General features: G+C 67.8%; 8 protein-coding genes. 3 read left to right on the forward strand and 5 right to left on the reverse strand.

Going from position 1 to position 14,560, the window contains the following annotated elements:
• Window positions 1-138 precede the first annotated feature (138 nt).
• The gene (locus NKJ47_RS06760; protein WP_254460727.1) at window positions 139-1,653 is read left to right on the forward strand and encodes an MASE1 domain-containing protein; all 1,515 of its coding nucleotides are present in this window, start codon (window positions 139-141) and stop codon (window positions 1,651-1,653) included.
• On the opposite strand, the gene NKJ47_RS06765 is transcribed toward NKJ47_RS06760, so the two are convergent.
• The 4 genes from NKJ47_RS06765 to NKJ47_RS06780 form a co-directional block, all read right to left on the reverse strand.
• Complete coding sequence (locus tag NKJ47_RS06765; RefSeq protein WP_254460728.1) at window positions 1,643-2,074, reverse strand: hypothetical protein; 432 nt, start codon at window positions 2,072-2,074, stop codon at window positions 1,643-1,645. The two genes, NKJ47_RS06760 and NKJ47_RS06765, sit on opposite strands and share 11 nt — an antisense overlap.
• Before the next feature lie 838 nt (window positions 2,075-2,912).
• On the reverse strand, window positions 2,913-5,297 hold the full coding sequence (locus NKJ47_RS06770; protein WP_254460729.1) for a TonB-dependent receptor plug domain-containing protein: 2,385 nt from the start codon (window positions 5,295-5,297) through the stop codon (window positions 2,913-2,915).
• A gap of 717 nt (window positions 5,298-6,014) precedes the next feature.
• Window positions 6,015-8,405: a TonB-dependent receptor plug domain-containing protein gene (locus NKJ47_RS06775; RefSeq protein ID WP_254460730.1), complete on the reverse strand. Its 2,391-nt coding sequence runs from the start codon at window positions 8,403-8,405 to the stop codon at window positions 6,015-6,017.
• 204 nt (window positions 8,406-8,609) lie between these two features.
• Complete coding sequence (locus NKJ47_RS06780; protein ID WP_254460731.1) at window positions 8,610-11,000, reverse strand: TonB-dependent receptor plug domain-containing protein; 2,391 nt, start codon at window positions 10,998-11,000, stop codon at window positions 8,610-8,612.
• A 252-nt stretch (window positions 11,001-11,252) separates the two neighbouring features.
• On the opposite strand from NKJ47_RS06780, the gene NKJ47_RS06785 reads away from it, so the two are divergent.
• Both NKJ47_RS06785 and NKJ47_RS06790 read left to right on the forward strand, forming a co-directional pair.
• A complete protein-coding gene (locus NKJ47_RS06785; RefSeq protein ID WP_254460732.1) occupies window positions 11,253-13,112 on the forward strand; it encodes an ABC-F family ATP-binding cassette domain-containing protein in 1,860 nt (619 codons plus the stop codon).
• 142 nt (window positions 13,113-13,254) lie between these two features.
• Window positions 13,255-13,770: a YcxB family protein gene (locus NKJ47_RS06790; protein WP_254460733.1), complete on the forward strand. Its 516-nt coding sequence runs from the start codon at window positions 13,255-13,257 to the stop codon at window positions 13,768-13,770.
• Between the two features lie 315 nt (window positions 13,771-14,085).
• Here NKJ47_RS06790 and NKJ47_RS06795 read toward each other — a convergent pair whose 3' ends face one another.
• Window positions 14,086-14,376 carry a hypothetical protein gene (locus tag NKJ47_RS06795; RefSeq protein ID WP_254460734.1) on the reverse strand — a complete coding sequence of 97 codons (291 nt, stop codon included), beginning with the start codon at window positions 14,374-14,376 and terminating at the stop codon, window positions 14,086-14,088.
• Between the last annotated feature and the right edge of the window lie 184 nt (window positions 14,377-14,560).

Here is a 14,560-nt window from a genome sequence, read left to right on the forward strand (position 1 = left end):
CGCAGTGATCGCGCTACGCGCGCAACTCCCTGTCAGGAAAGACATTACACCGCATGATGGACGTTAACTGTCTACTGTTTCGGCCCATGCCCTGGTGTATGTTTGCGCCCATTGGTGTCCTGCCAGGACCAGGGTGGCATGGCTAGACTGAAGACTTTCGCGAGCGGAATCCTCCTGAGTGCGGTGTACTGCGCGGCCTACCTGGCCGTGTGGCACTGCTCTCTGGATCAATGGTTCCTGCCGATCGGACTGCGTACCGCAGCGCTGCTGTTTCTCCCCTATCGGCTCTGGCCCTACGTTTTCTTGGGAGATGCGGCGGCGCTGTTGAGCATGCGCGTGCCGATGATCGATGAGGGCGGAGCGGATCCGCTCTGGGCATACGGCAGTTCGCTCCTGTTGATGCCGGCGTTCTCGTTGCTGCCCTGGGCGGTCCGGCGCGGTCTTCCTGATTTCCGGGCCGAGCCGAGCTGGCTGCCCCTGATCTGCCTCTGTGCGGCGTTGTGGGCGGTGCTGGTCAACAAGGGCGCCAACTGGTTGTTGGATGGGCCTGCCGCCTACATCAATCTGGAAAACACGCTGAAGTTCTGGATAGGTTTCTATCTGGGTATCGTCATGTTCGTCTTTCCCGCACTGCTGTGGGTCAGGCGAGCAGAGGGGGATGCAAGTACCCGAAAGACGGTTCTGCACAGCGCAGGCGTCGCCGCGTTGCTCATGGGCGTCATGTTTGGGGTCGCGATGCAGGCCGAGGGCGTCCTGCGCCAGTTCATTCTGGTTCTGATGATTACGCCGGCCGTCTGGTTGACGTTCAAGCATGCCTGGCGGGGCGCTGCGATCGGTGTGGTCATGGCCAACTTCGCGGTGGCCATGTCCCTGCCAAAGACCAACTACGCCGGTGCCTACGATGCAGATACGTTGCAGGTGCAGTTGTTGATCGCCTTTGCGGTGACTGCGCTAGCGTCCCTTGGCGCCAGGTTGTCTGTGGCCTTCGACCAGGCGCAACGCTTCGGCTTCGCCGAAAGGGAGGCGCTGCAGGTGGCCCAGGCCAGCTACATGTCGGCCGAGCGGACCCTGCGCAATCGTGTGGTCGAGTACACCGACATCCACGTGCACATCAACAAGTTGCGCCGCGACATCGCCACCACGCTGAAGGAGCACGGCCACTACGCCGCGGCGATGGAAATGAACCGCACCGGGGTGATCCAGGCGCAGTTGCTGGACGACTACGTCGCCGCGTTGTATCCGCTGGATATCGAAACCCATGGCCTGTACGGCGCGCTGAACTCCATCGCCTTCGCCAATGCCTGCGATACCGAGGTCGAGGCGCGTCTGCACGGCGATTCGCGGCGGCTGTCGATCGGACTGCAACTGGCGGCGTACCGCTGCGTGCTCAATGCCATGGAGATCCTGCCCAATGCGGGCCGGCACATGATCGCGGCGCGGGTCTGGTCGGCGCGCGGCAAGCGCGGCGTGGTGGTGACGGTGGAAGCCGACGCGGCGATGCCGGGCGGCGGCCGCAAGCGTCACGGCGCCGATGAGATCGACTGGGAGCTGGCCAGTCGGTTGAAGGCCCATGACGGCACCTGCCGGCGCCGTCATGAGCGAAAGATCAGTTTCCTGATCTCCGAGCCACTGGAAAAGACCGTTACTTCTTGATGGTCACGGTCCAGACGTCGCCGTCGGCGCTGCTGGCCAGCTGTACGGTGAAGTAGCGCGCATCGTAGACCACGGTGCCGCGGCTGCTGTCGAAGGTGTCGACGGTGCTCACCCGATCCACGTCCTTGCCCATCGGCGTCACCCATGCGGTGTCGCCGACGCGGCCGATCGCGCCACGCACCTGACCGGTGCTGTCGTTGATCTGCAGGTAAGTCACGCCATTACGCTCGAACTGGTAGATGCGCGCCGAGCCGTTGGTAGACAGATTGGTCGCCGCCGGCGCGCTTTCGCCTAGACCGCGGATGGCGATGGGGGTGCCGACACCGCCACCCGGACAGCAGCTCTGCGCATAGGCGCTGGACGCTAGCGCCGAGCAGGCCACGATGCCTGAGAGCACCGCTATTTTTGAACTTTTCCACATGACACGATCCTTCCCCAGAGGGGTTTTTTTGCCTGCCGTTCAGGCGATTCCACATTACGCGAATCGCAACAGGCCACTGTTGACAAATAAATAATCGATTCATACTTGTGATGCGGCTCACGCTTATTTATCCAGGGAAACTCCCTGCAAATCACCGCATCGGTTGGCTCAGGTATGGCCCCAGGTCGCGCAGCATCGCGTCGACCGTCCGGCATCGCCGGGGCGTCGGGCGCGGTGCTTCTTGCAGTTTCCATGCCATACATTGCAGGTCTACCTTCAAGGCGCAGCGGCGCGGTGTTTTCGTTAAGCGCGTCGTTGCAGGCGGGCATATTGATGGATCTTCGGTGCGGGCCGCACTGCATAACGAATGTCGTGGTCTATGGTTTGCTCGTTGCAACGCGAGTAAATCTATCCTGCCTTCGCCTGGTATTTTTTTGAATGCGATAAGGATAGACCTTATCGCAGCTGGCGATCACTGGGCCGGCGAGATGGCTATAACCGAATGGGCCGATGTTTTCGATCGCGCGACGAATGCTTGACGCTTTCGTGCAACTGTCTGGCGCGATCAGGTGGAGCGTGGCTGAAAACCCGCGACCGGAGCGGGTGACTCCAAGGTGCGATGCGTTGCCGAATGGCGTCTGCAATGCCGGTGCGCACGTCGCCCCGAACCCTCATCGCCGCCGCGGCGCTGCGCTGCGTCTCCCGACGCCTGCGGGCGGCAGCGTGGCAGCGCCCCAGGCCCGATGCCGCTAGCTTGGGGGCGGTACCGGTATCGCCGGTGGCGAACGCGGCGGCGGTGTCGGGGCACCGCCGCCACAGACGCGTCACCCAGCTCGCGTCACCAGCTGTAGTTGACGTTGGCGTAGGCGAATGCGCCGTTGAAGCCGAACGGCGAGGACGTGCTGTACGGCAGATAGGTGCGGGTGCCGGCACCGGCGCGCGAGCGGTCCGGATACTCGTTCAGCACGTTGTCGCCGCCGACGGTGACGCGCCAGCGGCCCAGGGTGTAGGCGGCCGACAGATCCAGCGTCCACTTGGCCGCATAGGTCTGGTCGGCGGCGGGCGTGGTGCCGAAGTCGGTGAACTCGCCCCAGCGCGTGGCGGTGGCGGTGAAGGCCCAGGCGCCCGGCGACCACACGCTGCTCAGGAAGAACTTGTCGCGCGGCGAGCCGCGAGTGATGCGGCCGATCTCGGCACGGCCGATGCGCACCGCGGTCGGGTCGATCGCTTCCAGCACCGCCGGGTTGCCGGCGATCTTCTCGATGTCGGTCTTGTTGTAGTTGTAGCCGGCGGTCAGATCGAGGCTGCTGGCGGGCAGCGCCAGCTTGTAGGTGCCGATCGCGTCCACGCCCTGGGTCTTGGTGTCGATGGCGTTGGTGAAGTAGCGGCCGCCGCCGATGCCGGCGTAGCCGTTGCCCTGCAGGTAGTTGCGCACGGCGGCGGAGGTGAGGTTCTCCGAGAGCACGATGCGGTCGTCGATGTCGATGCGGTAGGCGTCGAGGGTGATGTAGAGCGCGTCCACCGGCTGCAGCACCAGGCCCAGGCCGTAGTTCTTGGACTTCTCCGCCTTCAGCGGTTCGGCGCCGAGCGCGATCGCCGCCGGGTTGTCGGTGCGGAAGGTGCCGATCTCGAACGGCGTGGCGGCGATGCTGCCGTCGGGCTGGGCGACGTTGATGAAGTTGGTGGCGACCGACTGGAAATACTGCTGCTGCAGCGACGGCGCGCGGAAGCCGGTGGAGGCGGTGGCGCGCAGCGCGACCTTGGGGCTGAAGGCGTAGCGCAGCGAGAGCTTGCCGGTGGCGGTGTCGCCGAAATCGCTGTAGTTCTCGTAGCGCCCGGCCAGGCCGGCGGAGAACTTGTCGGTGATGTCGCCTTCCAGGTCCAGATAGGCCGAATAGCTGTTGCGGTCGTAATGGCCGGAGTCGCTGGGCTTGAAGCCGGCGAACACCTGCGCGCCCGGCAGCAGGGTGCCGTTGGCCGAAGGGATGCCGCCGTTGACGTAGGACGCCGGCTCGCCCGGCGACTCGTTGAACTTCTCGCCGCGCCATTCGGCGCCGAAGGCCAGGGTGAGCGGGTAGGCCAGGCCGACCTCCAGCGATTTGCTGAAGTCGGCGTTGAGCACGTTCTGGGTGACCTGCAGCGCACCGGCGTAGAACTCGGTGGGGCTGGCCAGGCCCAGGCTGTTGTTGAGGCTGTGGCGCACGTCGAAGCTCAGGTCGTTGCGGCCGTAGTTGTAGCTGAGGTCGATGGCCAGGCCGCCGGCGGTGCTGGACTTAACCCCGCCGACCCAGGACACGTCCTTGCTGACGTTGTAGATCTGCGGCAGGAAGCCGTTGGGGTAGATCTCCGGGCGGTTGCGGTTGTCGCCGGACCAGCGGAAGTAGCCGTTGGACAGCACCTCGCGGCGGCTGAGCATCGCGTAGGAATAGAAGGTGATGTAGTCGGCCGGGCTGTACTGGCCGTTGTAGGAGAACGCGCCCTGGTCCACGTCGGGGTCGCCGTAGCGCTGCTGCACCTGGCCCTGGTAGGGCGTGGCGCGGTCGGTCTGGTCCTGGTGCCCGGCCTGCGCGGCGAAGTGCACGCTGCCGGTCTCGGCGAAGGTGAGGCCGGCATCGCCGGAGAGCTGGTACTGCTCGCCGTCGCCGGCGCTGTACTTGCCGTAGCGCCCGGCCAGGCTGCCGCCCTTGCCGCTGCCCTTGAGCACGATGTTGATGACGCCGGCGATGGCGTCGGAGCCGTATTGCGCCGAGGCGCCGTCGCGCAGCACTTCGATGCGTTCGACCGCGGCGATCGGAATGGTGTTGAGATCGGCCGGCGACGAGCCGCGGCCCTGTGCGCCGTTGAGGTTGACCAGGGCGGTGGTGTGGTAGCGCTTGCCGTTGACCAGGACCAGCACCTGGTCCGGCGAGAGCCCGCGCAGCTGTGCCGGACGGACGGCATCGGAGCCGTCGGTGATGGCCGGGCGCGGGAAGTTCAGCGAGGGCACCGCGCGCGACAGCGCGGTGGCCAGTTCGGTGGTGCCGGTGGACTGCAGCGTTTCCGGCGAGATGATGTCGATCGGCGACGCCGATTCGGCCACGGTGCGGTCGGCCACGCGGGTGCCGGTGACGATGAGGGTATCCAGCGTTTGCGCATTGCCGGTGTTCTGCGCGTGGACGGAAACGGCGGACGTCGCCAGGCACAGGGCGACGGCGTGGGCGAGCGGGGTGAGCGTGCGCGTCATGAGGGAGGCGGCTCCTTGTAGTGGGGGGGAGGACGTCGCTGCATGCGCGCTCCCCTGTCCCCTGGCGGATGCGGCGACGCGCCCTAGGGATTACCGGCGGATGTCAGGAGTGTCAACGTTCCGTTAAGCGTGGCGTGGAGGTTGCAGTTGCAACGACCGCTGCAGGCATTGCGGCAGCGCGGATTCGGGGATTTGCCGGGTTCGTAGACAAAATGCGGGCGATGCGCGCCGGCGTGGCGCGCGCGCCCGTGCCTGCGCACGGCGGCGTGTGGGGGGCGCGCATGCTCATCCGTGCGATGGCGGCTGCGTGGCCGGTGCAGGCATGCACGCGTCCGTGCCGTGCGGTGCATGTTTTCAATGCGCGCCTGGCGCCCGAGGGCGCGACTCGGAACGCGGGTCGTAGGCCAGCGGGACGTACAGGTTTCAATCCACGCGCCCGTGAGGGCGCGACGGACGGCAAGGGCCGCCCGCTCGCGACCATCGAGTTTCAATCCACGCGCCAGTGTAGCCGCGGCTTCAGTCGCGACGCTTCAGCGGTAGCGCGTCGCGGCTGAAGCCGCTCCTGCGAAACGCCAGCGACCGCAAGGCGATACCGCACACTGCGCGCATCCCCAATCCCCAATCCCCAATCCCCAATCCCCAACAAAACAACGGCCCGGAAATCCGGGCCGTCGTCATGCCGCGCGTTGTCGGCCGGGGCACTGCCCGGCCGTGCGCTCACCAGCGGTAATTGATCCGCCCGTACACGTAGGCACCGTTGAAGCCGTACGGCGAGTAGTTGCTGTAGGGCAGCATGCCGTAGGTCGAGTTGATCAGGTTGGCGGTCTTGTCCGGGTACTGGTCGAACACATTGTCCGCGCCCAGCGTCAGCGTCCAGTTGGTGCTGGGCTTGAAGCTGGCCGAGGCATCGACCACCCAGTCCGCGCCGTAGGTCTGGTCGCGTGCGGCGGTGGCCGAGTTGCGCACGGTGAACTCGCCGTAGCGGGTCGCGGCCAGGCTCAGGTCCCACTTGGGCAGCTTCCAGGTGCCGCTGAGGATCAGCTTGTCCTTCGGGTAGCTGTCCTCCAGGCGGCCGATCTCGTCGCGTCCCAGCGTGGTCTGGGTCGAGCCGATGGCGGCCAGCGCCTGCGGCTGGGTCACCGCATGGGTGATGTCGGTCTTGCTGTAGCCGTAGCTGGCGGTGAGATCCAGCGTGCTGGCCGCGAACGGGATGCTGTAGGTGCCGACCACGTCGACGCCGCGGGTGCGGGTGTCGGCGGCGTTGCTGAAGTAGCGCACGCTGGTGACATTGCTGTAGCCGAGCTGGCGCAGCTTGCCCAGCACCGCCGCGTCGTTGAGGTTGGACGACAGCAGGATGCGGTCGTCGATCTTGATCTGGTACGCGTCCACGGTCAGATACAGGCGCTCGACCGGCTGCAGCACCAGGCCCAGGCTGTAGGACAGCGAGGTCTCGGCCTTCAGCGGTGCGGCGCCCAGCGCCTGGGCCACGGCGCTGTTCACCGGGAAGGTGCCGGATTCGAAGAAGCTGCCGTTGATGTAGCTGCTGGTGACCGCCTGGTACTGCTGCTGCGCCAGCGACGGCGCACGGAAGCCGCTGGCGACGGTACCGCGCAGCGCCACCTTGTCGGTGAAGGCGTACCGGGCCGACAGCTTGCCGGAGGTCTTGCTGCCGAAATCCGAATAGTCCTCGTAGCGGCCGGTGAGGCCGGCGGAGAACTTGTCGGTGAGGTCGGCTTCCAGGCCGGCGTAGACCGCGTAGTTGTGGCGTTCCGAATGCACCGCGTTGAGCGGGGCGAAGCCGGCGAAGCCCTGCGCGCCGCCGGTGGTGCCGGTGTACGAAGCCGGCTCGCCCGGCGACTGGTTCCACTTCTCCTGGCGGTACTCGGCGCCGAAGGACAGCGTCACCGGATACGCCAGGCCCCACTCCAGCGGCTGGGTGAAGTCGGCGTTGACCGCATTCTGGGTGTACTCCAGCGCGCCATCGTAGAAGCGCCGCGGGCTGTCGAGGCCGAGGCTGTAGTTGATGCTGTTGGCGGTGTGGAAGTCGACCTTGTTGTAGCCGTAGTTGTAGCTGATGTCCCAGGCGAAGCCGCCGGCGGTGCTGCCCTTCAGGCCGGCGACCAGCGAGCGGTCCTTGGAGTACTGCTCGATCTGCGGCACGTAGCCGTCGGGGTAGACCTGCGCCAGCAGCGCGGTCTGCCCACTGTGGTTGCGCGAGCGGTAGAACGCGAACGAGGTGATGTCGCGGTTGCTGGCGATCGCGGTGGCGTAACCGGTGAGGTTGTCGCTGAAGCGGAACTCGCCGTTGGCCGAGACCGCGGTGGCATCGACCTTGGGATCGCCATAGACGAAGGTGGTCTGGCCGATGCTCGGGTAGTTGCCGGTGTTCGGCGCGGTGCCCTGGTAGGGGCCGGCGCGGTTGGTGGCGTCCTGCTGGCTGATCTGCCCGGCCACGTGCAGGCTGCCGCGGCCGTCGCCGAAGCCGACCCCGGCGTCGCCGGAGAGCTGCGACTTGGCACCGTCGCCGGCCGAGTACTGGCCGTGGTCGACCGCCAGGCTGCCGCCTTCGCCGGCACCCTTGAGCACGATGTTGACCACGCCGGCGATGGCGTCGGAGCCGTACTGCGCCGAGGCGCCGTCGCGCAGCACTTCCACCCGCTCGATCGCCGCGATCGGGATCGCGTTCAGATCCACCGCCGAGGCGCCGCGGCCGATGGTGCCGTTGACGTTGACCAGCGCCGAGGTATGGCGGCGCTTGCCGTTGACCAGCACCAGGACCTGGTCGGGCGAGAGCCCGCGCAGCTGCGCCGGGCGGATGCCGCTGGTGCCGTCGGTCAGCGCCGGGCGCGGGAAGTTCAGCGAGGGCAGTGCCCGCGACAGCGCGGTGGCCAGCTCGGAGGTGCCGGTGGCCTGCAGCGCCTCGGGGGTGATGATGTCGATCGGCGACTGCGACTCGGCCACGGTGCGGTCGCTGACCCGGGTGCCGGTGACGATCACCGTGTCCAGCGTGCTGGGCGCGGTGGGGGCGTCAGTGGTCTGGGCGAAGGCGGAGGGGGCGGCAAGGACGGCGAGCACGGCGCTCGCCAGAAGCGACAACGGACGGTTCATGAAAACTCCAGCAGGTGCCGAAACGGCAGGCGGGGCGCGCCGCGGCCGGCATGGCAGGCCGCGTCCCCAGGGGCGTCTTATTATTTTTTAACATGCGTGCGGCGTCGCAGGATGCAAGCGCATGTTCTTATTCCTTTACGTTCTAAGCTGTCCGCTCGAGGGCGTGGCCGCGCCCCTGCGGCCACGCCCGGCCTGCTGGCCGCCTCAGAAGCGGTAGTTCACCCGCGCGTACCAGTAGCGCCCGTTGAAGCCGAACGGCGACAGCGGCGAGTACTGCAGGCCGTTGGGGCGATCGTCGTAGATGTTGTTGAGCGCGGTCCGGGTCGGATACTGGTTGGTGACGTTGTCGGCGCCGACGGTGAAGCTGAGGTCGTGCCAGGCATAGGTCGTGGACAGGTTCAACAGCCAGCGCGCGGCGAAGCGCTGGTCCTGGCTGCCGTCGGCCTCGTCGCCGCGGCGGGTGATGGCGCCGTAGCGGGTGGTGTCGCCGTGCAGGGTCCAGCCGGCCACGGTCCAGTCGCCGCTGAGCACGTACTTGGTGCGCGGCGAGGCATCGGTCAGCAGGCCCTGGCTGGCGCGGCGGAAGTTCGGGTCGGAGATCTCCAGGATCTCGGTCTTGTTGTAGTTGGCGCTGAGGCTGAGGTTGAGCGTGCCGGCGCGATCGAGGTCGAGCAGGTAGTTGTTCACCCAGTCCACGCCGCGGGTGCGGGTGGTAGCGCCGTTGACGAAGAACTGCACCGCGCTGACCTGGCCGATCGGCTCGGCCAGCGAGAGCTGGTCCGAGTACAGGATCTGGTCCCAGATGCGGATCTGGTACAGGTCCAGCGTGGCGTTGAAGCCGCCGCCGGACTGCCAGACCGCACCGACGCTGTAGTTGGTGGATTTTTCCGGCGCCAGCGGCTTGGCGCCGAGCGCGATCGCCACCGGGTCGGAGGTGCGGTAGGTGCCGATCTGGGTCAGCGTGCCGTTCTGCAGCAGGGTCACCACCGAGGCGTAGTTCTGCTGGGCCAGCGAAGGCGCGCGGAAGCCATTGGAGATCGTGCCGCGCAAGGCGAAGCCATCGTTGAGCTGGTAGCGCGCCGACACCTTGCCGGAACGCGTCGATCCGGCATCGCTGTAATCCTCGTAGCGCGCCGCCACGCCGCCGGAGAGGCGGTCGGTCAGGTCCGCTTCCAGGTCGGCGTACACGGCCTGGCTATGGCGCTTGAACTGCCCGGCCACCGCTGGCGACAGCCCGGGAAACACCTGCGAGCCGCCGGGGTAGGGGGCGCCGGTCTCGGGGTTGATGGCGTTGGGATCGAAATAGGTCGACGCCGGCGAGCCGGCCTCCACCGCGTACTTGTCCTGCCGGTACTCGGCGCCGAAGGCGAGATTGACCGGGTAGGCCAGGCCCCAGTCCAGGGACTTGCTGAAGTCGGCGTTGAGCGCGTTCTGCTGGTTGCGGAAGCCGCCGGCGTTGAAGCGCGTCGGCGAGGCGCCGGTGCTCCAGTACAGGTTGGTGTTGATGGTGTTGCGCAGGTCGAAGGTGACGTCGTTCTTGCCGTAGTCGGCGGAGACGTCCCAGGTCCAGCCGCTGTTGGTGCTGCCCTTGACGCCGAGCACCGCGGCGCGGTCGTTGGACGGGTTGTAGATCTGCGGCAGGAAGCCGTTGGGATAGACCGCCTGCACGTTGCGGTCGCTGTTGTCCCAGGCGCGGTAGTAGCCGTTGGACAGCACCTCGCGGCGACTGAAGTTGGCGTAGCCGTACAGGTCGACGTGCGGGGTCAGCGCGTAGCCGAAGTTGACCAGTCCCTGGTAGGTGGTGACGGCCGGATCGCCGTAGCGCTCGTAGGGAATGCCGCTGGGGTTGGCGGCGCCGGCGCCGGTGGTGGCCTTGTCGGTGTTCTCGGCGCGATTGGTGTTCATCGCGTTCTGGTAGTTCCACGACACCCGCACCCAGCCCGGCGCCTCGCCGCCGGGCGCGCCGCCGAAGGCCAGGCCGTAGGAGCCGTCGATGCCGTTCTGCGCCCCGTCGCCCTTGTCCATGATGCCGCCGTTGACCGCGACGCTGTTGCTGCCGGGTTTGGCGCCGTGCTTGAGGACGATGTTGATGACCCCGGCGATGGCGTCGGAGCCGTACTGCGCGGAAGCGCCGTCGCGCAGCACCTCGATGCGTGCGATCGCCGACATCGGGATCGAATTGAGGTCGGCCGGCGCCGAGCCGCGGCCGACCGAGGGGTTGTAGTTGACCAGCGAGGTGGTGTGGTAGCGCTTGCCGTCCAGCAGCACCAGCACCGCGTCCGGCGACAGGCCGCGCAGGGTCGCCGGGCGCAGCGCGTCGTTGCCGTCGTTGATCGCCGGGCGCGGGAAGTTCAGCGACGGCAACAGCTTGCCCAGCGCGCTGGCGAGGTCGCTGGCGCCGGTGGCCTGCAGCGCCTCGGGCGCGATGATGTCGATCGGCGACTGCGATTCGGCCACCGTGCGGTCGGCGATGCGGGTGCCGGTGACGATGACGTTGTCCAGCGTGGTCGGCGCCTGCTGGGACTGGGCGAGGCTGTTGGCGGAGGCGAGCGCGAGCAGGACGGCGCTGACGAGGGGAAGGCGGTGTTGCGTCATCGGGCGGAGACTCCAGTGGCTGGGGGATTGGCGTGGGTCTGGCGATTTCCGGTAGGGCGAGCAGATGCTGCGGTGCAGCGAGTGCCATCGGATTGAAAGCCGTTTTTCACGCGGGCGCGTATACAAAAACGGCACTGGGTCGGATTTCGTGGGGGCTCGGGCGCCGCCCCGGAGCGTGCCGCGTCGTCGCCCCGGGTGGGCCGGGACGGGCGAAGCGGCTACACTTCCGCCTCGCTAGCCGAGTGCCCTGCCTTGATTTCCCTACGTAATTTCGCCTTGCGCCGCGGCGAGCGGCTGCTGTTGTCCAATGTCGACCTCACCCTGCATGCCGGTTACCGGGTGGGCGTGGTCGGCCGCAACGGGGCCGGCAAGTCCAGCCTGTTCGCGGCAGTGAAGGGCGAACTGGAGGCCGACAAGGGCGACGTCGACCTGCCCGGCAAGGTCCGCATCGCCAGCGTCGCCCAGGAAACCCCGTCGCTGCCGGACCCGGCGCTGAGCTTCGTGCTCGGCGGCGACACCGCGGTGGCGGCGGTGCTGGCCGAAGAGGCCGCGGCGACCGCGCGCGAGGACTGGGAGGCGGTCGCCGCCGCGCACACCAAGATGGCCGAGATGGGGGCCTACGACGCCGAGGCGCGCGCCGGCAAGCTGCTGCACGGCCTCGGCTTCCCGGCCGAGACCCACCAGCGCGCGGTGTCCTCGTTCTCCGGCGGCTGGCGCGTGCGCCTGAACCTGGCGCGCGCGCTGATGATGCCCAGCGACCTGCTGCTGCTCGACGAACCGACCAACCACCTCGACCTGGACGCGGTGTACTGGCTGGAGCAGTGGCTGCTGAAGTATCCCGGCACGCTGCTGCTGATCTCGCACGACCGCGAGTTCCTCGACAACGTCGCCACCCACACCCTGCACCTGCACGGCGGCGGCGCCAAGCTGTACACCGGCGGCTACACCGATTTCGAGCGGCAGCGCGCCGAGCAGTTGCGCCAGCAGCAGATCGCGCACGACAAGGAGCAGGCCGAGCGCGCCCACCTGCAGAGCTTCATCGACCGCTTCAAGGCCAAGGCCTCCAAGGCGGCGCAGGCGCAGAGCCGGATGAAGCGCCTGGAGAAGCTGGCCGGCACCGAAGCGGTGCGCGCCGAGCGCGAGTTCCGCATCGAGCTGGCGCCGCCGGCCAAGCTGCCGTTCTCGCTGATCCGCCTCAACCACGTCGAGGCCGGCTACGGCGCGGACGCGGTGATCCTGCACCACGTCGGCTTCGGCCTGGAGGCCGGCCAGCGCATCGGCCTGCTCGGCCCCAACGGCGCCGGCAAGACCACCCTGGTCAAGACCCTGGTCGGCGAACTGCCGCCGATCGACGGCGAGCGCATGGCGCATCCGGACCTGCGCATCGGCTACTTCGCCCAGCACACGGTGGAGTCGCTGCACGAGGGCCAGTCGCCGATGGACCACATGCGCGAGATCGACAAGGACGCCAGCAACCAGGCGTTCCGCGATTTCCTCGGCAAATGGAATTTCCCCGGCGATCGCGCGTTCGAGCCGGTCGACGGCTTCTCCGGTGGCGAGCGCGCGCGCCTGGCGCTGGCGCTGATCGCCTGGCAGCAGCCCAACGTGCTGCTGCTCGACGAACCGACCAACCACCTCGACCTGGAGATGCGCGAGGCGCTGGCCGAGGCGCTGAGCGATTTCGAAGGCGCGATCGTGATGGTCTCGCACGACCGCCACCTGATCGGCCTGGTCTGCGACACCTTCTGGCGCGTGGCCGACGGCGTGGTCGAACCGTTCGACGGCGATCTCGACGAATACGCGGCCTGGCTGCGCAGCCGGCCGACCGCACAGGGCACCAAGCAGAAGCTGGCCGAGGCCGCGCCGACCCCGCCGCCGCCGGTCAAGCCGCTGCCGGCGAAGAAGCCGCCGAACCCGCACAAGCTGGCCGCCGCCGAGAAGCGCGTCGGCGAACTGGAAGCGACCCTGGCCGAGCTCGACCGCCAGCTCGCCGATCCCAAGCACTATGCCGATGCGGAGAAGATGGCGGTGCTGGGGCGCGACCGCGAGGCTGCCGCGCGCGACCTGGCGCAGGCCGAGCAGGCGTGGATGGAGTTGATCGACGGCGGCTGAGCCGCTCCGTGGTCTCGCCGTGCTGGCAGATGCCGGCGAGGGATTGTGGGGGTCAGAACATGCGCACCGGCGTCTTTGCACCGGTCTTGCCGCACGTGGCACGCTCCGCGTCTGGCCGTGGACGACAGGGAAGAGGAGCACGATGATCAGCGGCACCATCACGGTGGAAGACTATCTGGCCACGCAGCGCCTGCATCAGCGGCGCGCACTGCGGCGCCTGATGTTGGCGATGGCGGTATTGTTGCTGATCGGCCTGACGCTGTGCGCCTTCGCCCGACATGGTTCCGGCATGGCCATCCTCGGCGTCGTGCTGGCGGGCGCCGGTGGCGGTGGCTTGATCGGCCAGACCATCCAGTCGGCATGGACGATGCCGCGCAAGGTCCGGCGCCTGTATGCGCAACAGGCGGCGTTGCGGCATCGCCTCACCTATCGCTGGGACGAAGCCGGCCTGGAGGTCACCTGGGCGGATGGCCACGTGCGTCGTTCCTGGCGCGACTACGTGCGCTATCGCGAGAGTCCGCAGGTGCTGATGCTGTACCAGAACGACATCCTGTTCGACCTGGTGCCGACGGCCTGGTTCGTCGATGCCGCGCAGCGCGATGCGTTCCGGCAGCTGGCGGCGCAGGTAGGCACCGACGCCGGCAAGCGCGCCGTGTAGCGGACGCCGCGGTTAGGGCGTGCGCTGGAGAGATCCGAGAGGCCGATGTCCGGGCCAGGTCCAGGCGTGGCCGGAGCGCGAGCCGGCACACCCCTGTGGGAGGGGCTTCAGCCCCGACGCCTCATCGCCTCAGCCGACGGCAATTACCGCCTGCACTGCGTGCGCCAGCGCCCAGGGCGGAGAGCGCGCCGGGTCAGCGAGGACGCTGCTGGCGGCAGTGGTGGGCCGTGCCCGGCGCAATCGTTCGCGCCGGACTTGCCGTGCAGAACGAGGGCGATCGCAGCGGCCGGCGCGCGCTGCGCCGGCCCACGCCGCTCAGGCGGCAGCGCTGGCCACGACCAGCAGGCCGCCGGCGATCGCCGCCCAGTCCAACGGCGAGCCAGAGCGCAGGCCCTGCAGCGAGGGGCGGGCGGTCGGTGTCGGTCGCAGACTGGCCTTGAGCGCCATCAGCGCCAGGCCGGTGGCGCTGAGCGCCCAATGCCATTCGCTGGCGCCGCTGCGCAGGAAGTAGGCCAGGTGCAGCACGCACAGGCAGGCCAGTACGGCCGCCAGCACGACGTCACGCGAGACCAGGCCCGGGCGGGCGGTCAAGGCAATACGAGTCATCAGCAAGTTTCCCCGAAACTGTGGGCACCTTCCCCTGGCGCACATTGCGACTGCGACCTGGATCATAGTTCGGCTTGAATCGGTCGCCAAGCGGCACTGCACAAAATCTTCACGCGGGTATCGTTACCAGTGGCGCGCGTCATTCCTTCGATGCAATTCACGCTCGCGGAGCGGGCGGCCCTCC

Origin of the sequence: Xanthomonas sacchari (assembly GCF_024266585.1) — a bacterium.
In the GTDB taxonomy this organism is placed as follows: Bacteria; Pseudomonadota; Gammaproteobacteria; order Xanthomonadales; family Xanthomonadaceae; genus Xanthomonas_A; species Xanthomonas_A sacchari_C.